The 22338-nt window shown below is 55.7% G+C and carries 17 protein-coding genes; 8 read left to right on the top strand and 9 right to left on the bottom strand.

The window, feature by feature from the left end; translation table 11 throughout:
* Positions 1-82 precede the first annotated feature (82 nt).
* Positions 83-1093, top strand: coding sequence for a small ribosomal subunit biogenesis GTPase RsgA (gene rsgA / locus ACP3PW_RS06225; RefSeq protein ID WP_426415903.1), 1011 nt, complete (start codon positions 83-85; stop codon positions 1091-1093).
* Positions 1094-1168: 75 nt separating this feature from the next.
* Here rsgA and motB read toward each other — a convergent pair whose 3' ends face one another.
* Both motB and motA read right to left on the bottom strand, forming a co-directional pair.
* Entirely contained in the window at positions 1169-2143 is a 975-nt protein-coding gene (gene motB, locus ACP3PW_RS06220) for a flagellar motor protein MotB (RefSeq protein WP_426415811.1), read from the bottom strand.
* 2 nt (positions 2144-2145) lie between these two features.
* Complete coding sequence (gene motA / locus ACP3PW_RS06215; protein ID WP_426415810.1) at positions 2146-2997, bottom strand: flagellar motor stator protein MotA; 852 nt, start codon at positions 2995-2997, stop codon at positions 2146-2148.
* A gap of 117 nt (positions 2998-3114) precedes the next feature.
* Between motA and ACP3PW_RS06210 the strand changes: the two genes are divergently transcribed.
* The 3 genes from ACP3PW_RS06210 (at position 3115) to asd (ending at position 6506) form a co-directional block, all read left to right on the top strand.
* On the top strand, positions 3115-4731 hold the full coding sequence (locus ACP3PW_RS06210; protein ID WP_426415809.1) for an HDOD domain-containing protein: 1617 nt from the start codon (positions 3115-3117) through the stop codon (positions 4729-4731).
* Between the two features lie 68 nt (positions 4732-4799).
* Entirely contained in the window at positions 4800-5615 is an 816-nt protein-coding gene (locus ACP3PW_RS06205; RefSeq protein ID WP_426415808.1) for a rhodanese-like domain-containing protein, read from the top strand.
* A 21-nt stretch (positions 5616-5636) separates the two neighbouring features.
* Positions 5637-6506 carry an archaetidylserine decarboxylase gene (gene asd / locus ACP3PW_RS06200; RefSeq protein ID WP_426415807.1) on the top strand — a complete coding sequence of 290 codons (870 nt, stop codon included), beginning with the start codon at positions 5637-5639 and terminating at the stop codon, positions 6504-6506.
* A gap of 4 nt (positions 6507-6510) precedes the next feature.
* On the opposite strand, the gene epmA is transcribed toward asd, so the two are convergent.
* Both epmA and efp read right to left on the bottom strand, forming a co-directional pair.
* Positions 6511-7497, bottom strand: a complete 987-nt coding sequence (gene epmA / locus ACP3PW_RS06195) for an EF-P lysine aminoacylase EpmA (protein ID WP_426415806.1) — start codon at positions 7495-7497, stop codon at positions 6511-6513.
* 57 nt (positions 7498-7554) lie between these two features.
* Complete coding sequence (efp, locus tag ACP3PW_RS06190; RefSeq protein ID WP_426415805.1) at positions 7555-8127, bottom strand: elongation factor P; 573 nt, start codon at positions 8125-8127, stop codon at positions 7555-7557.
* 33 nt (positions 8128-8160) lie between these two features.
* On the opposite strand from efp, the gene epmB reads away from it, so the two are divergent.
* From epmB to ACP3PW_RS06175, 3 genes are all read left to right on the top strand, one after another.
* Positions 8161-9156 (top strand): EF-P beta-lysylation protein EpmB, encoded by a 996-nt coding sequence (epmB, locus tag ACP3PW_RS06185; RefSeq protein ID WP_426415804.1) that lies wholly within the window; start codon positions 8161-8163, stop codon positions 9154-9156.
* Positions 9157-9317: 161 nt separating this feature from the next.
* The gene (locus tag ACP3PW_RS06180; protein WP_426415803.1) at positions 9318-11093 is read left to right on the top strand and encodes a GTPase; all 1776 of its coding nucleotides are present in this window, start codon (positions 9318-9320) and stop codon (positions 11091-11093) included.
* A gap of 160 nt (positions 11094-11253) precedes the next feature.
* Positions 11254-13332: an EAL domain-containing protein gene (locus tag ACP3PW_RS06175; protein WP_426415802.1), complete on the top strand. Its 2079-nt coding sequence runs from the start codon at positions 11254-11256 to the stop codon at positions 13330-13332.
* Positions 13333-13424: 92 nt separating this feature from the next.
* Here ACP3PW_RS06175 and serB read toward each other — a convergent pair whose 3' ends face one another.
* A complete protein-coding gene (gene serB / locus ACP3PW_RS06170; protein ID WP_426415902.1) occupies positions 13425-14636 on the bottom strand; it encodes a phosphoserine phosphatase SerB in 1212 nt (403 codons plus the stop codon).
* A gap of 150 nt (positions 14637-14786) precedes the next feature.
* Between serB and ACP3PW_RS06165 the strand changes: the two genes are divergently transcribed.
* Positions 14787-15965: a hypothetical protein gene (locus ACP3PW_RS06165; RefSeq protein WP_426415801.1), complete on the top strand. Its 1179-nt coding sequence runs from the start codon at positions 14787-14789 to the stop codon at positions 15963-15965.
* 22 nt (positions 15966-15987) lie between these two features.
* Here the strand turns inward: ACP3PW_RS06165 and parC are convergent, their stop codons facing one another.
* From parC to ACP3PW_RS06145, 4 genes are all read right to left on the bottom strand, one after another.
* The gene (gene parC / locus ACP3PW_RS06160) at positions 15988-18240 is read right to left on the bottom strand and encodes a DNA topoisomerase IV subunit A (protein WP_426415800.1); all 2253 of its coding nucleotides are present in this window, start codon (positions 18238-18240) and stop codon (positions 15988-15990) included.
* Between the two features lie 294 nt (positions 18241-18534).
* Positions 18535-19401, bottom strand: coding sequence for an MraY family glycosyltransferase (locus tag ACP3PW_RS06155; RefSeq protein ID WP_426415799.1), 867 nt, complete (start codon positions 19399-19401; stop codon positions 18535-18537).
* Positions 19402-19571: 170 nt separating this feature from the next.
* Positions 19572-20540: an NAD-dependent epimerase/dehydratase family protein gene (locus tag ACP3PW_RS06150; RefSeq protein WP_426415798.1), complete on the bottom strand. Its 969-nt coding sequence runs from the start codon at positions 20538-20540 to the stop codon at positions 19572-19574.
* A gap of 79 nt (positions 20541-20619) precedes the next feature.
* A complete protein-coding gene (locus tag ACP3PW_RS06145) occupies positions 20620-22329 on the bottom strand; it encodes a bifunctional sulfate adenylyltransferase/adenylylsulfate kinase (RefSeq protein WP_426415797.1) in 1710 nt (569 codons plus the stop codon).
* Between the last annotated feature and the right edge of the window lie 9 nt (positions 22330-22338).

Here is a 22338-nt window from a genome sequence, read left to right as displayed (position 1 = left end):
CACATCTCTCCGGTTGATAACACACTAAAGCTCCATAATAATGCCCTAGGCGCCCTGCCGTAAACGACACAAGGACACTCCCCTGAGCAAACGACGTCTAAACCGCCGGCAAAACTGGCGTATCGAGAAGATCCAGCAGGAACGGACCAAGCGGGCAGAGTCGCGGGAAGACAGGGTGCAGGAGCAGCTGCAGGCGGGCGAACTCGGCGGCGAACAGCAAGGGACTGTCATTGCCCACTACGGCAGCCAGCTGGATATCGAACCAATTGATCAGCCCAACACCCTGTTCCGTTGTCACCTGAGGGCCAACTTGCCGCAACTGGTAACCGGTGACCATATCATCTGGCGTGCCGGCAACGACAATAGCGGAATCGTGGTCGCCGCGCAGGAAAGAAAATCAGAGCTCTGCCGACCCGACAGTCGCGGACAGTTGAAGCCGGTAGCCGCGAATATCGACTACATCGTACAGGTGATCGCTCCCTTACCAACGCCGCACCCCAACCTGATCGATCGCTATCTGGTGGCCGCCGAGGCGGTTGATATAGAACCGGTTATCCTGTTTAACAAGGTCGACCTGATCGGCGATGACAACCGCGAACATTTCGCGCAACTGCTGGGGCGCTATGAATCCATCGGTTATCGGGTGATACACGCATCGACCCACACCAGCACCGGACTCGACGAAATAAAGGCGCTGTTACGGAACCACACCAGCGTTTTTGTGGGCCAATCGGGCGTGGGCAAATCGTCACTGATCAACGCGCTCTTACCCGGCGTGGATATTCGGGTAGGTGCACTGTCGGAGCAGTCCGGTAAAGGCACTCACACCACTACCGCCGCGAAACTGTTTCACTTTCCGGCGGGGGGCGATCTGATTGACTCTCCGGGCATCCGGGAGTTTGGCCTTGGTCATATCGACCAGTCGACACTGATAGACGGATTTCGAGAGTTTCGGCCCTTCCTGGGCTACTGTCGCTTCCGTGACTGCCAGCACGAACACGAGCCGGGCTGTGCGCTACTCAAGGCACTGAAGGAGGGACAGATCAGCTCACAGCGCCTCGCCAGTTACCGCCACATACTTTCCGGTAACTGACCGGTAGCACCCCAAAGGTTTATCCACAAATCAACTGTGCACCTGAGCGCCGTTGCCGGAACGGCGGGTTACGGCCTAGAAATTCTGGTCCGCGGGTAATTGATTTTGCTGAGCCCGCTCACGGGCATCAAACAGGTTGAAACGCTCCTGGCCTTGCGCGTCCTGTGGCTGGGCGGCCTCTGGAACTGTTCTCGCGCGCTTTTCCAGCCCCCCTGCCATACGCTCTATGTTGTTTTGGGTGCGTTTGCTCATGATCAGGATGTCGATACGACGGTTGACCGGGTTGGTAGGATTCGCCGTGTCGAACAGGATGGAGTCGCCATAACCCACAACCTGCGCCACCTGGGAATCAGCCACCCCCCCAAACAGCAGCGTGCGCCGGGCGGTGTTGGCGCGTGCGCCAGAGAGTTCCCAGTTTCCAATCCCCTCGTCGTTGATAAAGGGTGTTGAATCGGTGTGGCCACTGATACTGATCTTATTGGGCACCGACCCAACCAGCGGCGCGATCTCCAATAGAATGTCTTCAAAATAATACTTCAGGGTGGAGCTGCCGCTATCAAACATGGGTCGCTGGCTGTCATCCACAACCTGGATACGCAAGCCATCGGGGGTAATCTCCATGATCAGTTGATCCTTAAAGCGGCGCAGCATCTCATTTTCCTCGACCTTGGCCTGCAACTCGCTCAACAACGATTCGAGTCGAGTCTCCTCAATCTGATCTGCGATCGAAGTGATCTCCTCGGCGTCAAGACGTTTGGCGTCATCCTCATCCATCGGCGCGCCAATCCCCTCCCCTTTCGTCACTGCCGCCGAACCGCCCAAATCGATCACATAGGGGCTGGCGCTCTTGCTAAAGCCTGCAGGATCGTGAAAAAAACCTGCTATCGCCATCTTCTGCTCGGGCGTGGTTTGCGAGGTCAGCCACAGCACCAGAAAGAACGCCATCATCGCCGTGGCAAAATCAGCAAACGCAATTTTCCATGAGCCACCGTGGTGCCTATGGCGTCCCTTGCGGACGCGCTTGATGATAATGGATTGGTCTTTATCCACGATTACCGTCCCCGGACATGGTTCTCCAGCTCGGTAAAGCTCGGACGCGCATCGCTGTAGAGCGCCTTACGTCCAAACTCCACCGCCAACGCTGGAGGCATCCCCCCCAGGGAAGAGACCAGGCAGGCCTTCACGGTTTCGTATCCGTTCAACTCCTCTTGCGCCCCTTGCTCCAGCGCCGTTCCCAGCGGACCGACAAAGCCGTAGGCGGCCAGAATACCGATAAACGTTCCCACCAGCGCAGCAGCAACATGCGCCCCCAGCTCTTCAGGGGGACCGGCGATCCCCTCCATAGAGATAACAATACCCAGTACCGCCGCCACGATACCAAAGCCTGGCAGCGCATCGGCGACTTTGGTCACGGCCATCCCCGGGCGCTCAAACTCTTCGAGACGGGTCTCGATCTCCATATCGAACAGGGCTTCCAGCTCATGGGGCGCCATGTTGCCCGATGACATCAGGCGCAGGTAGTCGGCAATAAAATCGGTTAACTGCTGATCTTTCAAAATTGCAGGATAGCGGGTAAATACTGCGCTGGCGGAGGGTTCATCGACATCCGCCTCAATCGACATCATGCCGTCTCGCCGGCTCTTGTTGAGCAGGTCATAGAGCAATCCCAGCAGATCCATGTAAAAGGCGCGGTTGAAGCGGTTGCCAAAAAACATATTCGGCACACTGCGCAGAACCGCCACCTGCACCCCCCATGGGTTGGCTATCATAAAGCCCCCGAGTGCGGCACCACCGATAATCAGCAGCTCAAAAGGCTGCCAAAGCGCCAACAGTTTACCGTGAGAGAGCACAAAGCCTCCCAACACACTGCCTATTACCACCAATATTCCCAGCAGCTTGAGCATATTTCCTTCCTGATCCCAAAAGCGGGCAGTAACGCCTGTTGTTACGGGAAAATAACCATATAATGAGTTAAACCTATAATCAACGATCCCGCGAACAGCAAAAAGCGAACTCCATCAATGAGCAGCGATAATACCACGCGCACAGCGGAACACTGGCAACTCCTGTTAAAAAGCAAGCCACTGCCAGTGATGGAAAGGTCTTATCGGGACGTGGTGGATGCGCTGAAAAATGAGGCCGTCTCTCTTTATCAGCTGGCCCAGTTGATGCGCCCCTGTCCGGTAATCTGTTTACACGTTTTCGCAGCAGTTAATAGCAAGCGTAATCCCGATGATCCTCGCGTAAATAACCTGGAACATGCCCTGTCGCTGATGGGGCTCACTCCCCTGAGGCAGTTACTCGACACTCTGGAACCGATCAGCCCCCACCGTGACGCTGCCAGCCAGTACTACTGTCATGCGATCACCACCAGCTATCACGCCGCACGACAAGCCCTCTGCTGGTACCAGCACCTTAACCGGGAGGCAAGCGAAGCGGTTTTCTGGACCACGCTGTTTGCGCAGATGATCCGCTGGCCGCTGTGGTTACACGCTCCCGATACGATGCATGAACTGCAGCAGAGGCTTGCACAGGGCGGAGATATCTACCGGGGCGAGAAAGAGGTGCTGGGGTGCACTATCGACGAACTGGCACAACAACTGGACAGCTACTGGCCGCTCCCCCGCCTCGACCACAACGATCGCGAGCAGTTTGCCGAGGTCTCCGGCGAACAATGGCTGCAGCTTTCGCGCATCGCCATCAAGCCCAGCAGCCAGCGCTATACTCAGGCCCCTCTATACGACCGCTACCTACACCTGCTCCACGACCACCGCACCATCAAACTGATAAGAAATGGTCACTGTGGCGCCGTAATGCTGGCCAACCTGATCGCCCTCAAAGCCACCCATAGCTGGTACAGCAAAGGCATGCGACGGTTACAGCGCCTGCTGGCGCTCTTCACCGGCACCGACATTGAAAACGCGATCAGCCTATGCCACAAAGCGGCCATCGATACCTCTCACGAGGAGCGCGATTGGCTTATGCCAGCACCAGCCGCTGCCCTGCTGTGGCCCACCCCCGAACACAAAGGGCATCCGAGCACCTCAGTACCGGCAAAGGCGGCCATCGGAACTCCCCTCAGCGCCCCGCCGAATCAGCCACCCAGAAAGGCGAACCCTGCTCGATTCAAGGAGATACACCACAAACTCGCCCATGAACCCCAGAGCGTCAGCAATCTGCCGGCCCTCATCGATCTTCTGGGCGAGGCCCTGTACGAAGGGCTTGGTTTTGACCGCGTGGTGATCGCGCTCCCCAACAAGGAGCGCTCGAAACTCATCTCATTCCGCCGCTATGGTGATGAAAGCCTTGTCTTTACCCTCGACCTGACTCCTCCCTCCCTGATGCGCAGCATGATGCAAAAGCCCGCCGCACTGTGGATCAAAGGCCCTCAGCAACAGGCGGTCTGGAGCCAGATCCCCACCTCATTCAGGGAGTTGATCGGCAACGAACAGTTTTTCCTGCGCTCACTCTTCGCAGGCAACCGCAGCGCCGCCCTACTGTTTGCTGACATGGGAGCCAGCGGCCGCCCCCTGACCGATAAGCACTATCAGTATTTTCAGGCCCTGTGCAAAGCGGCCGCACCAACCCTTAACCACCTGGCAAGATCCACAAAGGCGAGCAAACCAAGCCCCTCTTGAGGAGTCTGGTTTTATTGTCTGGTTAGCGTACAATCGTGCGTTTGATTTCGCAGTAGCAGACTCTCGCCATGACCCAATTGCGCCACCTTCCCCTGATCCTTGAACCCGACGAGCTCCAGCCCTTGCTTGGACACCCGGAGCTGCTGATCCTGGATCTATGTCGAAGCGACCTCTACGCGCGCGCTCATGTGCCAGGAGCCATTCATGTGGACCCATCCCGACTCATGCGGCGAGAAGAGCCCGCGATGGGGAAATGCTTGTCCGAGGAACAGTTACAGCAACTGTTCAGTGATATCGGTTATACCGGGCAGGAGCATATCGTCGTCTATGACGATGAGGGGGGCGGTTGGGCCGGGCGCATGATCTGGACGTTGGACCTTATCCAACACAAGCACTACTCCTACCTTAATGGAGGCCTGCTGGCCTGGCTCGACAACAACCAGCCCAGCGAACAACAGCCCAATACACCGCCCCCCAGTGAGGTTGAGCTGGAATTTGACTACAGCCCCCTGATAACCCGCGAGGTCTTGCAGGCACAGTTGGGCGCCGACGATCTGGTGATTTGGGATGCGCGTTCAGACGCTGAGTACCGGGGTGAGAGACTGATGGCCCAGCGCGGCGGACATATCCCGGGCGCGATTAACTACGAATGGACCCGCGCGATGGACCGCAGCAAGCAACTGCGCATCCGCGAGAACCTTCTCCCCGAGCTTGAGTCCCTGGGCATACGTCGCGACAAGCGCATCGTGACCCACTGCCAATCCCATCACCGCTCCGGCTTCACCTACCTCCTCGGGAAAGCCCTCGGCTTTGAATCAATCCAGGCCTACGCAGGCTCCTGGTCCGAATGGGGCAACCTCCCCGACACTCCCATCGAAAACTAGCCTGCCCAAGAGAAACGTGACGTGAACCCTAAATTTTTCGCTCTACTGCAATACATTATTCCCCAGCACCTTCTATCCCGCATCGCAGGATGGGTCGCGGAGTGTCGCTGGCCCTGGCTCAAAAATCGCTTTATCACCACATTTGTCAATCACTATCAGGTCGATATGAGCCAGGCATTGGAAGAAAACCCACAGGCCTACGAGCATTTTAATGCGTTCTTTACCCGCGCACTTAAACCCGACGCCCGCACGCTGGCGACAGACCCCGCACAACTGATCTGCCCCGCAGACGGACAGATCAGCCAGATCGGCCAGATCGAGTATGGGCGTATTTTTCAGGCAAAGGGTCACGACTACAGCCTGACCGAGCTGGTCGGGGGTGATACCAAACTTGCCGATGAGTTTATGAATGGCGCCTTTGCCACCGTCTATCTTTCACCCCGCGACTACCATCGGGTGCATATGCCCATGGCCGGCACACTGCGCAGCATGACCTACGTCCCCGGTAAACTGTTCTCGGTAAACCAGGCAACGGCGGAGAACATCCCCGGCTTGTTCGCTCGTAACGAGCGCGTCGTCGCCATCTTCGACACAGAACATGGTCCCATGGCGATGATTCTGGTGGGGGCGATGATCGTCGCCAGCATTGAAACCGTTTGGGCAGGGCTGGTGGCCCCGCCACAAAGAGCACTCAAGCGCGTCGATTATACCGAGCAGGCGCGCCAGCCGGTTAGCTTAGGGCGCGGAGATGAAATGGGGCGCTTCAAGCTAGGCTCCACCGTGATCCTGCTGCACCCCGACAAAAGCGTAAAATGGCTGGAATCGATGCGCGCCGGCAACAGCGTACGCATGGGCGAAGCATTGGGAACATTAACCGCGGCAGCCGAATAACTCCCTAGGCTCGATCAAAACTAAAAGCCAGCACGTCAGCAATATCGCGGGTGCCGGCCATCAGCATCAGCACCCGATCAAGCCCGATCGCCACTCCAGCGCAATCGGGCAGCCCGGCATCCAGTGCCGCCAGCAGGTGTGCGTCATGGGGGAACTCCCGACGCCCCAGTGCCTCCCGCTCGGCTCGATCACGCTCAAAGCGACGCAACTGCTCTTTCCCATCACACAGCTCGTGGTAACCGTTCGCCAACTCCAGACCATCAACGAATAGTTCGAAGCGTCGTGCGACGGTATCGCCATCTTCGGTTTCGATGCGCGCCAGGGCCGCCATCGATGCGGGATAGTCGTACACGTACACACCAGCCATCACCCCATCTCCGGCAACACCCAGCTGGGGCTCGATGCGCTGCGAAAACAGTAGGTCGAGGCAATCATTGCGCGAGAGGTCTTGCAACTGGGGGTCGACCTTGTCCATCACCAACTGCTCGAGCTGCGCGTCGGAGGCACGATGGGGGTTCAGCCCGAAATGTTCTTCAAACAGGCGTCGGTAGCTCACGCGCCTCAGCTCATGAAAACCGATAGCGCTGGCGAGCATAGCGGTCATGTCGGTCATCAGCTGCTGCTGATCCATCCCCAACCGATACCACTCAAGCAGGGTAAATTCAGGATTGTGACGACCACCCACCTCGCCATTACGAAACACCCGGCAAATCTGGTAAATATCGCCACTGCCCGCCGCCAATAGCCGTTTCATCGGAAATTCCGGCGAAGTGTGCAGGTAGCGCGTCTGGTTTCGCCCACCTCCTGCGGGCAGAAAGCGCGTACCAAAACTATCAATATGCAGGTCTGTAGCCGCCGCACACGAAAGCATTGGAGTTTCCACCTCCATCACACACTGCTGCTCAAAGTAGCGTCGAATACTACCGAGCAATTGCGCTCGGCGCTGCAGTTCGAGAGGTGCGGCGCTGGGGCGCCAGGTAACGTCGGTCATAGTGACTCCGCAAAACAACCGTTGATAGAGGGGGGCGGCAACCACCCCCAACCCGACCTAGCTCTTGGCGCGACTCACGTAGTCACCAGTGCGGGTATCAATTTTTAGCACTTCGCCAATATTAATAAACAGGGGGACCTTAACCACGGCTCCGGTACTCAGGGTTGCCGGCTTGGAGCCGCCCTGGGCGGTATCACCCTTGAGGCCCGGATCCGTTTCCACGACTTCCAGCTCGACAAAATTGGGGGCAGTAACGATCAGCGGGGCACCGTTATAGAGGGTGATCTCATACTTCTCCTGCTCCTTGAGCCAGTTCACCGCGTCGCCTACCGCTTTGGCGTCAGCAGCATGCTGCTCGAAGGACCCATCGGTCATCATAAAGTACCAAAACTCACCGTCGGTGTAGAGGTACTCCATATCCAGGTCCATCACATCGGCCCCTTCCAGGGATTCACCGGACTTGAACGTACGCTCCCAAACACGGCCAGTTCTCAAATTACGAAATTTAACGCGGTTGAACGCTTGCCCCTTTCCCGGTTTTACCAATTCGTTCTCAAGAATAGAGCAGGGGTCCCCGTCGACCATCAATTTGAGACCCGACTTGAATTCGTTGGTAGAATAGTTTGCCATTATCTGTATGCACCAATATCGATTAAAGAACCTATGATAACGCGAACCGCATCCTCTGTGCACACCGATAGCTGGCAACAAATACTTCGTGACGCGATTCGTGACCCACACGAGCTATCCCAGGCCCTAGGGCTGACGGGCGTGGTCAGCCAACAGGCGCACCAGCAGTTCTCCGTTGTGGTCCCCGCCCCCTTTCTTGCAAGAATCCGCCAAGGAGACCCCCACGACCCCCTGTTACTGCAAGTATTGCCGTCCTTTGCGGAGACAATATCCGCGGGTTTCGGCACCGATCCGCTACAGGAAGCTTCCTCCAACCCACTCCCCGGCCTGATCCATAAGTACCATAACCGTGTACTGCTCACCTTGGCGGGGCACTGCGCCATCAACTGCCGCTACTGCTTTCGCCGCCACTTCCCATACGATGAAAATATGCCCGGGCGCGAGCACTGGCTACGGGTACTGGACTACATCGCACAGCGTCCGGCCATCGAAGAGGTAATTTTCAGCGGAGGAGAGCCTCTCGCGGTCAATGATCAACGACTTGGCTGGCTCAGCAACGAACTCGAACAGATACCGCACCTCAAGCGTCTGCGAATTCATACCCGTATGCCAATCGTGATCCCGCAACGGATCAACGACCCGTTACTGAACTGGCTCGACCGCGGCAGACTCAAAAAGATCATGGTCATCCACTGCAATCACCCCCAGGAGATTGACGAAAATGTGACTCGTGCACTGCAACTCCTGCACAAGCGCGGGGTCTTACTATTAAACCAATCCGTATTGCTGCGTGGAATCAACGATCATGTAGACACCTTAAGCGCACTCAGCGAGGCGCTGATAGAAGCTGATGTCCAGCCTTACTACCTCCACCTGCTCGACCGAGTTGCAGGCGCTGCGCACTTTGAGGTTGACGAAAATGAGGCGCTGCAACTGATAGCGCAACTGCGTGGTAACTGCAGCGGTTATATGGTGCCCTCACTGGTGAGAGAGACCCCGGGAGCGTCGGCGAAAACCGTGATCGGCTAATAGTGTTGATAATCCTGCAGGGAATCGGTTTTTTATTGATATTTCAAGGTTTTATCATCTAAGCTATAGTTCTAAAGAGTATGGTTTAATAACTCGATGTATTCGCTTTCGGGGCTCTTAATAAAAGTGACGGCATATTTGGTTTACTAATGCAGGACTGAATGGATAGCGACATTTCACAACTACAGCTGAGAGTACCCCAGAGAACGCTAACCGAGCTCAGTTTTTGCCTGCCCGCTCCATCGGCGCTTGAGGAGTGGCTCAACGGTCTTCCCAAGGCAAACCTTGGGGAGATCTCCCGCCAGCTATACAACGCCCTGACCGAGCTCAACAAACTCGACTCCAAACCGCAACTGAGGTTTCAGCTGCTTGAGCTGATACGCTCTACCGTCTATTACACCCTGGACGCCCTAAGCAAGCATTATCTGGGGCAAAGCGTGGTTCTGAACGAGCAGCAGAAAAAAGTCGCCAATCTGGCCCAGGCGCTGCAGATGGGCCTGGCTACCGGCTACAAACAGGTGATTCTTGATTGTCATGCTGCCGAGGGCGAGCGCACGCTCTGTGGTAACGCGATTCATCGTGCCATGGCTGAACTTTCCAGGGCCCAGCTCAGGGCTTACCAGCTCTACTGCCCCCCTCCTCGCTATCTATGGCTTGAGCTCGGACAACTCTACCAAGCCTCAGAGTCACTGCATCTGCTGGATCACGAAGTTGCCGACAAACAAAACCATTACCTCAAATCAAGTACCCCCCGAACGCTTTTTGGTCGCATAGCTCTGCTGGGGTGCTCTCGCCCCAACCAGCTCCGACAGGCCGACCTTAGCCAGGTCTTTGATGTACTGGAGCTCTGGTCATCGCTGGCAGAGGTGCAGGTCATCGCCCAACACGACCCGACCTTTATCATTAACCTTGAAGCGGACCTCCCTCCCAGCTATTTTGCCCTGACCCGGGAACCGGTCACTCTCGCCAGCAGGGGGTTAAACAGCGTGCCCTTGATGCAGGCACTGCAACAAGCGAAAAAAATGCCGGCGATGCCCGGCGATGACGGTACGCTTACCATCCCTAAATCGATGTCGCCGGAGCTAATTAAGCACCTTATTCAGGCTTGGGGCCCGCTAAAAGAGCGCTCCTTCAAGCGCATTTCAACCCACGGCACATTACAGATTACCGTAGGGCTCTCTGCGACCCACTACTTCCTGAGCGGTGAAAAAGATTTCAACGAGCAGCTCATCGCATACAGCTCGGCGTCACGCAAAGCACGTTTTATGGCCGGAGGGGTCGGCTCTGACGCCTGGTCCAGTGCCTTCGATGCCGACGTCTCAGACCGCAAGCAGTTCGCCCCCTTGCGCGAAGGCGAAGAGATTAAATTCAAGCATAGCGACGACAAAACGGTATCCCACTACCAGATCCACGAAACCCAGCTCGAAGATACCAGTCCGGGTGGATACTGTGTTATTTGGCCCGGCAATCTACCTACCCAAACCCAATCCGGAGAGCTTATCGGGGTTCGGGAGACCAGTACCGAGCAGTGGTCTCTGGCTGTCATTCGCTGGATAAAGGTCGATTCTCCAGAGCGAGCCCTAATGGGAGTTGAATTGTTGACACCCAATGCGGAGCCCTGCGCTCTATCACTGCTGCGCAAATCCAGCGACTCCAGTCTGGCGATGCGCGCGTTTCTGCTGCCAGAGATCAAAGCCATAGCCCAGCCAGCCACCTTGATCACGCCACTAAGGCCGTTCGAAGAGGGCAGCAAAATACTGCTCAACCAGCACGGGCACGAGCGCAGGGGCCAGCTAACTCACAAAATAATGGGTACACGCAGCTTTTCTCAATTTGACTTTAAGTTCTTGCAACAGCTGCTCGACACCCAAACAAACACACCAGGCGCTGCCGGTGCAGACGATGAAGATTTCACTTCAGTATGGAAGCTGCTTTGAACTGCTCGGCAGATTTGCCAGCGCCAACCCGTGCCATCCCACTATTTAGCCCTTGCTTTGATTGAACTGTGGTACGATGTGGCCACATTGGGGCACTGCGCCCGTGCTTGCTCGGCCAAGAGCTAACTTCCGGATAAATAGATCAACGACTCGTCACATTATGGCCAAGGAAAAAAAGACACTCCGCCTTCTGATCATCGAAGAATCCCAGAACGATGCCGAGCAGCTCGTTAATGTCTTCCGCAACTCCGGCCATGCTACCCGTGCCCACCGGACGATTTCCGCCGAAGCACTGGAAGAGGAGCTACAGAGCCAAACCTGGGACCTATTGTTGGCCAGTGAGTCCAGCGATGAAATTACCGCCGATCAGGCGCTCGATATCGTTAACACCCTGCATAAAGATATTCCTGTATTGCTGATGCTACCGGAACCTAGCAGTCAGCAGATTACCGAAGCCCTGCAAAAAGGCTATCGCGACGTTATCCCCTACGATGAGGATAAGCGACTGGTATTGGTCGCCAACCGTGAGCTGTCCCAACTGGAGGAGCGCCGTAAGCGCCGACAGCTGGAAGTTAGCCTGAAAGAGACCGAGAAACGCTGCCAACTTCTCCTCGACAGCTCCGTCGACGCCATCGCCTACATTCATGACGGCATGCATATCTATGCCAACCGCGCTTACGTGGAACTGTTTGGATATGAGGACGCCGACGATCTTGCGGGCATGCCAATTATCGATATGGTGGCGCCCGAAAATCAGGCCGAAATCAAAAAACTACTGAAGGAGTTCCATGGTGAGGATACAGGAGAGCGTAAACTCACCTGTTCCGGACAGCGCCAGGACGACAGTCAGTTCCAAGCCGACATGGAGTTTTCCCCCGCCAGCTATGACGGTGAGCCCTGCGAGCAGGTCGTCATCCGGGTCGATACCGGCAACCCTGAGCTGGAAGAAAGGCTCAAGGAGATCAGCACCCAGGACCTGGTAACCGGCCTCTTTAACCGCGACTATTTCTCACAACAGCTCGATTCAGCGATTGAAAAGGCGGTGGGCGGCAAGCAAAACAGCTCCGTCTTCTATATCTCACTGGACAATTTCAGCGAGATCCGCGACAAGGCGGGCATCTCTGGAACCGATCTGGTGCTCACCGACGTGGGGTCGCTGCTTAAGGAAAACGTCCCCAGTCCCAATGTGCTGGCCCGATACGGCGATGACGTTTTCCTCGCCCTGGTCGCCAACGATCAACTCGATAAGCTCAAGGCGGTCGCCGAAAAAATCTGTGCCGAAGTAGCCGAGCACATGTCCGATATATCCGGCGTCACCATACAAACGAGTTGCAGCGTCGGTATCGCTATCGTCAACGAAACCACTAGCTCCGCAGATGGCATCATGGGGCGCGCCCAAAAAGCGGCTAACCGGGCTCAGGCCGCAGGCGGAAACCGTTTCCACCTGCATAACCCCAAAGATGACATTGCCGCCCAGGCCAATAAGGGCGACATCGGCGCCATGATCCAGCAAGCTCTGGACAACAACAGCTTCAAGTTACTCTTCCAGCCGATTATTAGCCTGCGCGGCGACAGCCACGAGCATTATGAAGTCCTCTTGCGCCTGATCGATGCCGACGGCAAGGAGATCAGCCCCAAAGAGTTCATGAGCGTTGCTCACGAAACAGGGCAAAGCACCAAGATAGATCGCTGGGCAATCCTGCAATCGATCAAACTGTTGGCAGGGCACCGTGCCAACGGCCACGACACCCGGCTATTTATCCACTTGAGCGGGGATTCCATCATGGATCCAACGCTTCCACCCTGGCTTAGCGTTGCCCTTAAAGCAGCCCGCCTGCCTAGTGACGCCATCATTTTCGAAATTTCCGAGAAAGATGCCACCACTCACCTCAAGCAAGCCAAGGTACTAACCACGGCCATTAACGAACTGCATTGCCGCGTTGCTCTCGGCCATTTCGGGGGCTCACTGAACCCCTTCAACAACCTCAAGCATCTCGATGTTGCTTTTGTGAAGCTCGACGGCTCCTTCAGCGAAGATATCGACAATAGCGATACCCTTGAGAACATGAAGAACATGATCAGCTCGCTGCAAAGCCAGGGCAAACTCACCATCGTGCCGATGGTCGAGAACGCCTCAATGCTATCCATCCTCTGGCAGGCAGGGGTCAACTACATCCAGGGTTATTACCTTCAGGGTCCTGCAGAGCAGATGGACTACGACTTCTCCAACGACATGTGACCCGTTTAGTCCACCTTCACAGACCAAACTTAACGCAAAAGGGGAGCTATCGGGCTGCCCTTTTTTGATCACAAGCTAACGCCACACCCCCTCTATACCTGATCGCGGTCCCTGAAGCCGATAAGGTAAAGGATCGCATCCAGCCCCAGGGTGGAGATTGACTGCTTGGCGCTCTCCTTTACGATCGGTTTGGCTCGAAACGCAACACCGAGCCCTGCAATACTCAGCATCGGTAGGTCGTTGGCGCCATCACCGACGGCGATGACCTGCTCCAGCCGAATGCCTTCCTGGGTCGCAATCTGCTGCAACAACGCCGCTTTACGCTGACCGTCAACGACGGTACCCGTCACTCGTCCCGTTACCTTACCGTTTTCTATCTCAAGCTCATTGGCATGCACGTAGTCGATACCCAGCCGCTGCTGAAGGTTTTTAGCAAAATAGGTAAAACCACCCGAAAGAATAGCCGTTTTATAGCCCAAGCCTTTGAGAGTCGAAATGAGCGTTTCGGCGCCCTCGGTCATGCGCAACTGACCCGCTATGGTGGCCAGCACCGACTCATCCAGCCCTTTCAGTAATGCGACCCTGCGGCTGAAACTCTCGGTGAAATCGATCTCACCACGCATCGCCTGTTCGGTAATTTCCGATACTTGCTCCCCCACACCTGCGGCCTTGGCCAGTTCGTCGATCACCTCCGCTTCAATCAGGGTAGAGTCCATATCAAACACCACCAGGCGGCGATTACGACGGAAGATACTGTCCTCCTGAAAAGCGATATCAACTTCCAGCTCGCTGGAGATACGCAAAAAATCCGCTTTCAACGCTTCCAGGTCTGGTGCGGACCCCCGCACCGAGAACTCCAGGCAGGCCTTGTTTTGGTTCAGCGGATTCTCCAGCGAAACCCGACTCGATAGGCGGTTAATGCTGTCGATATTAAGGCCGTGACGAGCGGTGATGCCGGACACACGTTCTATCTGCTCGGCACCAATGGAGCGTGACAACAGGGTGACAATGTAGCGTGCCTTGCCCTTCCCACCGACCCACTGTTCGTACTCCTGAGCAGAGATTGCATCAAAATGAACCTGCAACCCGAGGTCATGCATATGGAACAGGAGATCCTTAAGCAAGGGGGCGGACTCCTGCTCAGCCGGAATCTGCACCAATATCCCCCAGGTCAGGTGATCATGGATGACGGCTTGGCCTATATCAAGAATGGTCAGGTTAAACCGCGCCATAATGCCGGTTATGGAGGAGGTAAGACCGGGTTTGTCTTGCCCCGATACGTTGATAAGAATGATCTGGCTCACTACGACTATCCGCTGGATGAACTGAATAGCCATTGTAACCGAGATCCTGTGCTGTATGCTTCTGTGAGCGACAGATTCATCGATTCAAGCTACAATAGCGCTGCGGCCTGCTGCCGCTTTTCTCCCTTAAACCGCAACCCGAAGCAATCCGTGCCAGACATTCTGAAAATAATTGCCCGCGAGCGCACCCGCCTTTTTTTGATGCTTTTCTACGCCGGCAGCGTAGCGCTGTTTTGTGCCATCGCCTACCAGCAGATCCGTTTTACCAGCGAAACCCAAGCCTACGTTTTCGGCGATACGCTGGTAGCCCAAACCGCCCATCAGGCCACCGAGCTGCTGGTGAGCAATGACACCCTGAGCCTCAACGTGATGCTGAACCAGCTCAGCGAAAACCCCTACATCGCAGCCATTAACGTCTACAGCATCGATAACCAGCTACTGGCCGGGCGTGATTTTAATCACAACGCGGCAGGGCGTCTGTATACCGCCCCGGTGCATTACCAGGAAGTAATTGCAGGATACGTGCGGGTACGACTGAACGACCAATATATCCAGCAGCCCGCTCAGGATGCCGTTACTCTCATCCTGTTTTCTGCGCTGCTGATGCTGGTCATCGCTGCCATACTCCTGCGCCACTTACCTACCATCGCCTCGGCCAGCCCTGCTCGCCTCCCCCAGCAAAAAGCGCCCATCGACACTGCCACTGCAACAGCACCGCCAACCAGTGCGGAGGATGATACCGAAGAGGATCAATACACAGACAGCGACGCCTGCGCCCTGCTTTGCATCCGCTTTAACAACCAACCGACCCTGCAGCAATGCATGAATCCCGGGGATTTCAACCAGCTACTGGAACAGCAAACCCAGGCCTTACACCAGGCCGCTCGCCTATACAACGGAGAGCTCAGCTATTCGGCGGAAGGCCACGCGTACATCAGCTTCCCCGAGCGCTTTAACGAAGACTATCTGTTCAGTGCCACCTGCTGCGGACTGCTGCTCGAACGGCTCAGCCAACACAGAAAACTGCAGCAACAGCCGCGCTTTAGCCTCGGTCTTGGTATGAGCCTCCAACACGAGAGGGAACCCTCGAACGAGCACCCCTTGCGCCACCCAACAGCATCGTCAGTCGCTTTCCAATTGGCAATTCTTGAACAGCGGAACGGTATTGCCATCTGCGCAGAGCTGGCCGACATTATGCGCGAGGAGAGCCGCATCCAGCTTGAGGCCAGAAGCCAACACACTCCACCCCGGGTCACTGCGGTACACAACAACTACCAGCACCTGCTGGAGCAGCAGTGCCAGCAGATGGCTGCCAACCCCAAGGGGTGATTGACACCCTTTACGGCTTCCCCTAGCTATCGGCTTCTATACGATCTACTTTCTGGAAGCCCCGTGGTAGCTTATTACCTCTGCGTCCGCGCTCCCCCCGGTAGTGTTCAAGATCGGACGCGCGCAGACTGAGATGCCGTTTTCCTGCGTGGAGCAGCAATGTTTGACGGGGTGACAATACCGCCACGCCCACCACATACTCTTCACGAGCCGCTACCCGCGCCGCGGCGATATTAATAATCTTGTTACCCTTACCCCTCGACAACTGGGGCAGATCGGCGATAGGAAATACCAGCAAGCGTCCCTCGTTGGTCACCGCTGCCACCAAATGGTCGGCAATATCTACGACAGGAATCGGGGCCATTACCCGCGCCCCTTTAGGCAAACTCAGCGCAGCCTTGCCGGAGCGGTTCTTGCTTTGAAGCTCGCCGAGCGTTGTCACGAATCCGTAGCCGGCATCGGATGCCATCAAGAAAAGCTGTCGATCATCGCCAATTAACATTCCCTCGAAGCTCGCGCCCGACGGAACGTTGAGGCGTCCGGTCAACGGCTCGCCCTGCCCTCTGGCAGAAGGCAAGCTATGAGTCGCAACACTGTAACTGCGGCCGGTTGAGTCAATCACCACCGTTGGCTGGTTGCTACGCCCCTGAACCGATAACAGATACCCATCGCCCGACTTATAACTGAGCGCGGCGGGATCAACGTCGTGCCCCTTGGCCGAGCGAATCCACCCTTTCCTGGAGAGGACCACGGTTACCGGCTCCGCCGTCATCAGCTCGGTTTCATCCAGAGCCCGCGCCTCACCGCGCATGACGATGGGCGAGCGGCGCTCGTCTCCGTAGGTCTGGGCGTCGGCGATAATCTCTTTCTTGATCAAGGTTTTCAGGCGAGCTTCCGACCCCAAAACTTTCTCAAGCTTGTCCCGTTCCAACCCGAGCTCCGATTGCTCGGTACGAATTCTCATCTCTTCCAATCGGGCCAGCTGGCGCAATCGGGTATCCAGAATATAATCCGCCTGAATCTCGGTAAGGTTAAACCGTTCTATCAGCACAGGTTTGGGTTCATCCTCCGTGCGGATGATATGAATCACCTCATCCAGATTGAGGAACGCCACCAATAATCCATCGAGCAAATGCAGGCGTTTGTTAACCTTGTCGAGACGATACTGCAAACGCAGACGCACAGTCTCGGTGCGATAACTTAACCATTCGCGCAAGATTTGATCGAGCCCTTTTACCTGGGGCCTGCCGTCAATGCCAATAACGTTCAGGTTAACCCGGTAGGTCCGTTCCAGATCAGTGGTCGCAAACAGATGCCCCATTAACTGTTCGGTGTCCACTCGATTGGAGCGCGGCACAATCACCAAACGGGTCGGATTTTCATGATCCGACTCGTCGCGCAGGTCTGCCACCATCGGCAGTTTCTTTTTCTGCATCTGGTCGGCGATCTGCTCCAACACCTTGGCTCCCGACACCTGGTGCGGCAACGCAGTAATCACCAGATCACCATTCTCACCCTGGTAGATAGCGCGCATGCGCAGGCTGCCACGCCCGCTCTGGTACATCTTCACCAGGTCAGCCTGGGGGGTAATCAGTTCGGCATCTGTGGGGAAATCTGGCCCCTTGATATGCTCGCATAGCTGCTCGAGCGTCGCCTTGGGCTCATCGAGTAAGCGTACGCAAGCCGCCGCTACTTCTCGCAGGTTATGCGGAGGTATATCGGTCGCCATTCCAACCGCAATACCGGTGCCGCCATTGAGCAATACATTGGGCAAGCGCGCGGGCAGTGTTGAGGGTTCGTCGAGAGTACCGTCAAAGTTGGGGACCCAACCTACAGTACCCTGTCCCAACTCGCTCAGTAGCACCTCGGAATAGCTGGATAGCTTGGCTTCGGTATAACGCATCGCCGCAAAGGATTTGGGGTCATCCGCTGATCCCCAGTTTCCCTGCCCCTCCACCAGCGTATAACGGTAGGAAAAGGGCTGTGCCATCAACACCATCGCCTCATAGCAGGCACTATCACCGTGAGGATGAAACTTACCCAATACATCACCGATGGTGCGTGCCGACTTCTTGTACTTGGCGGTGTTTTTTAATCCCAGCTCGCTCATCGCGTACACGATACGCCGCTGTACCGGTTTCAAGCCGTCACCCACATGGGGCAGCGCGCGATCGAGAATCACGTACATCGAATAGTTGAGGTAAGCGTTGCGGGTGTAATCCCTCAGGCTCTGACGCTCAACGCCATCATCGCCGATAATAATCTGGTCTGTCATACGACTTGGTATCTCTTACTTTTCAGGCAATTGGTGTGGATTTTAGGACAACATTATAAATACCCTTTCCTGACTCAGCCTAAATTCGGGCGTTTTTACCAAAAATCCATACATCAGCGTATAGGAAAAGCTTATAAAAATTTCCCGTTGGGGCTTCGCTTACGGGATCATATCTAAGCTATCTGGAGTATCAAGGCCAAATTGATCATAAAACTGACCTCAACTCCGGAAATAACCACTTTGTAAAATGTAAAAGTGAACCATAGGGGCGATAGGATGCCTCTTTATCCTGAGCTACTCAGATGTCTCCGTACGCAGATCGCAGGGTTCCGGGGTGCCAGCGTTGAATTTGATGGCCAACAAAAGCAAAGGGAGGTACGCCAGAACCACCCCCTCGATGCCTCCCAAACCGCCGACTCCCACCCAGATTGCTATCGGTAGCAGCCAGAACAGATTGATTGCACCCACCGCAAGACTAATCGGACGGTGCGACCCAGCCCAGCGAGCCGAATATTGATACGCATGAGTTCGATGCGCTTCGTGCACCCTCTGCCCCTGCAAGAGGCGCCGCAGTAAAGTCCAGGACGTATCGACGATAAACACGCCCAACAAGATCAGCCAGCTCCACAGAAATGCCGGCGAATACCAGGCCGCCTGCAACGACATTGCAGCCAATGCAATACCGACAAAGCAGCTGCCAACGTCACCCATAAAAATCTTTGCTGGTGGAAAATTCCACACCAGGAAACCCAGGGTTGCCGAGGCGAGTAACAGTGGCATAACAACACCGACGCCGTTGCCCGACAACACGCCGAGGGCTGCAGCCCCAATGCATACCGTTATTGACTCTACCCCTGCAATGGCGTCGATACCATCCATAAAATTAAAAAGATTCAGTAGCCAAACGATATAGAGCGAGCCAAGGAGATAACCAAATCCACCCAACTCTATGACGACCCCAAAGGCCGTTACGGGAGGGAACCCTCCTACCCAAAAAAGAATCCACCCTGCGGCAGCAAAGTGGCCCAATAGCCGCCACCGAACAGCCACATGGCTCAGATCATCAAGCCAACCGATGAGAGCTATTACCAGCCCCCCGCCTAGTATCGGCCAGATATCAGCCCATTCGAGCTGCCCATAGATCGCCAATAACGGGAGCATAGCGATTACACAGACGCCAATTGATAAGCCTCCAGCGGTGGGTGTAGGCGTGGAGTGAGAACTGCGCGTATTAGGGTGAGCGAGAATTTGCCGGTTGATCATCCACCTTCTGACCATCCCGGTGAGCAAATAGGCAACCGTAGCCACAGGAAACATCCACCAATAACCGCTCAACTTGGCTTCTCCAAAAACGCTGCTGCGGTACGCCGTAGTGCGTGCTCCATGGTTACTGGAGGTTGCCACCCCAACCGGTTCTGAGTCTTTGCAATATCAACCTGCAACGACTCCATAAGACGCATAGCGATCTGCGGTTTACCTGCCAAGCGGGCACCTAGGGTTAGCAACAGGGGGGGCACCGGCAACAAATTCGCGCCCCGGCCAAGAGCCATCGCGGTACGCCGGATCAGTTCCGGGGTTGAAAGGTCGTCATTATCGCTGACCAAAAAGATCTCATTCGCCGCTCCGGGGTGCACAAGACAGGTAACGATCAGATCCACAAGATTATCGATAGCGACCAGACTTCTTCGATTGCTTATCGCCCCCAGAGGTAAAGGCACTCCCCGGTAAACCCAGCGCAACATAGAGGCGAAGTTTGCCTTAACACCCGGCCCATACACCAATACCGGCCGTACAATAACAACCTCCATTTGCGTGCCTGCTGCCACAGAACGCAGCGCTCTTTCGCCCGCTAGCTTGGACGCCGCATACGAGTCCTCCGGCCTGGCCTCATCTTCGGCACAAAAAGGCTCTCCCTCACGACTCGCGGCCCCATAGACCTTCACGGTGCTAATATAAACAAATCGCCTCACCCCTGCCGCCAAAGCCTTACGGGCCAGCGCCATCGTTCCCTCGGCGTTCACCCGCCGATATTCTGCTTCCACCTCCCGCGTGAGCGGGCCGCTATCGTGAACCTTCGCCGCACAATGCACGACACACTGCACAGCCTGCATATTGCAGCCGTCCCACGCATTAGCATCCCCCATATCGCTGATTAACAGGGGAGTGCACCCTGAAGGCAATGGCTTATCGCTGGATCTTCGAACCGCGGCCATCACCTCCCACTCTCCCTCCCCAAGCAGCCGATGCAGCAACGCGGATCCGATAAAGCCTGTACCACCGGTTAATAGTAAGCGTTTCATCGAAGGTACCACCCAGCATGCCGTAAAGCTCGCTCGCCCCGGTTCGTTTGCTGTATTAACCCCCATAAGGTCGTCATGGCTAGATAACACCTACCTGCGTTAACCTGGCCATGATCGCGTCGACCGATTCGGTCATCGTCAAGCTAGATGTGTCGATCCGAATTTCAGGATTATCCGGTACTTCATAAGGATCATCGATACCGGTAAAGCCTTTAATCTTACCGGCCCGGGCCATTGCATACAGCCCTTTTCGATCACGTTGTTCACAGATCTCTATCGGCGTCGCGACATGAACCTCGATAAAGGAGCCTACCTCATCGATAAGCTGCCTCACTCTTTTCCGAGTCGCCGTATAGGGTGCGATGGGAGCACAAATTGCGACACCACCATTCTTGGTTATTTCGCTGGCCACGTAGCCGATACGCAGAATATTGAGGTCACGATGCTCCTTGGAAAAGGTCAGCTCGCTGGATAGGTTTTTTCGCACCACATCACCATCGAGCAGCGTCACCGGACGGCCACCCAACTCTCGCAAGCGAACCATCAATCCATTGGCCAAAGTTGATTTCCCCGAGCCTGAAAGGCCGGTGAAAAAAACCGTAAAACCCTGACAGGCGCGCGGCGGCAAGGTTGCATGCAGTTCTTCAACCACCTCGGGATAAGCGAACCAGTCGGGCACATCATCGCCTCGTTTTAGTACCTCCCGTAGCTCAGCTCCCGAGAGATACAGGCCCTCCTCACCTGGCAACAACTGACCCGCTTCACAAAACTGGGATCGGTCCTTCACGTAAAGCAAAAAGGGCGCTGGCAAGATCTTGATCGCCAGCTCATCCTGGAAGGAGGTTACCAGGCGCTGTGAGGCTTCCACTTCATAAAACGAGCCCCCTCGATTGTCCCGTCCAGGACCCGCATGATCCCTCCCCACAACAAAATGAGTAAATCCGAAATTCTGCCGTATGATCGCTTGCCACAATGCTTCCCTGGGCCCAGCCATGCGCATCGCCAACGGCAATAAGCTCAGGGCAGCGGTTCCTTTCGGGTAGTGGCTCAACACTTTTTCGTAGCAGCGTACCCGGCAGTAGTGATCGATATCTCCCGGCTTTGTCATTCCAACCGCAGAGTGAATTAAAAAATGTGCATTGCTCTCTCCCATCAAGCGCTTGGTCATTGCGACATGGGCACGATGAACAGGGTTGCGAGTCTGGAAGGCGATCACCCTTTCCCAGCCCTTCTCCTCAAAGCTGGCACGCAGCGAGGTCGGGGTATCGCGATATTGACCGAAGTCGTAATGCAATGGCGGTGTCACTCCAACCAACCTGCCCCCTAACAGGAAGTCTCCTGCCTCATGCATTAGATAGTGGACACCCGGATGATGGGTATCCTGGGTCGCAAACACCGATTGGGCCTCACGCGACTTATCCGGCTGCCAGCAGTCACTGACATCCAGATTGGCAATCACAACACCTTCTGCATCGCGCAGGGCAATGGTTTGGCCAGGCGACACCTGCTCTGCAAACTCCCGTGAAACATCCAGGGTAATGGGCATTGGCCAGAGGGTGCCGTCGGCCAGCCGCATACGGTCAAGTACAGACTCATAATCAGCCTGCCCCATAAAGCCCGTTAGCGGAGAAAATCCACCATTAAGCAGCAACTCAATATCGCACAACTGCCGGCGAGTGAGATCCCAGGAGAGATAGTACTCGGCTCGTTTTTTTTCTGCGGCCACCTCTTCACCTTGCGCATAAAGATCTACCAGCTTACCGCCATGGGCACTTACTTGTTCTATCATCGTCTCATC

This window comes from Aestuariirhabdus sp. LZHN29, from assembly GCF_049985285.1.
GTDB lineage: Bacteria > Pseudomonadota > Gammaproteobacteria > Pseudomonadales > Aestuariirhabdaceae > Aestuariirhabdus.
This window is presented reverse-complemented; position numbering and strand designations above follow the sequence as displayed.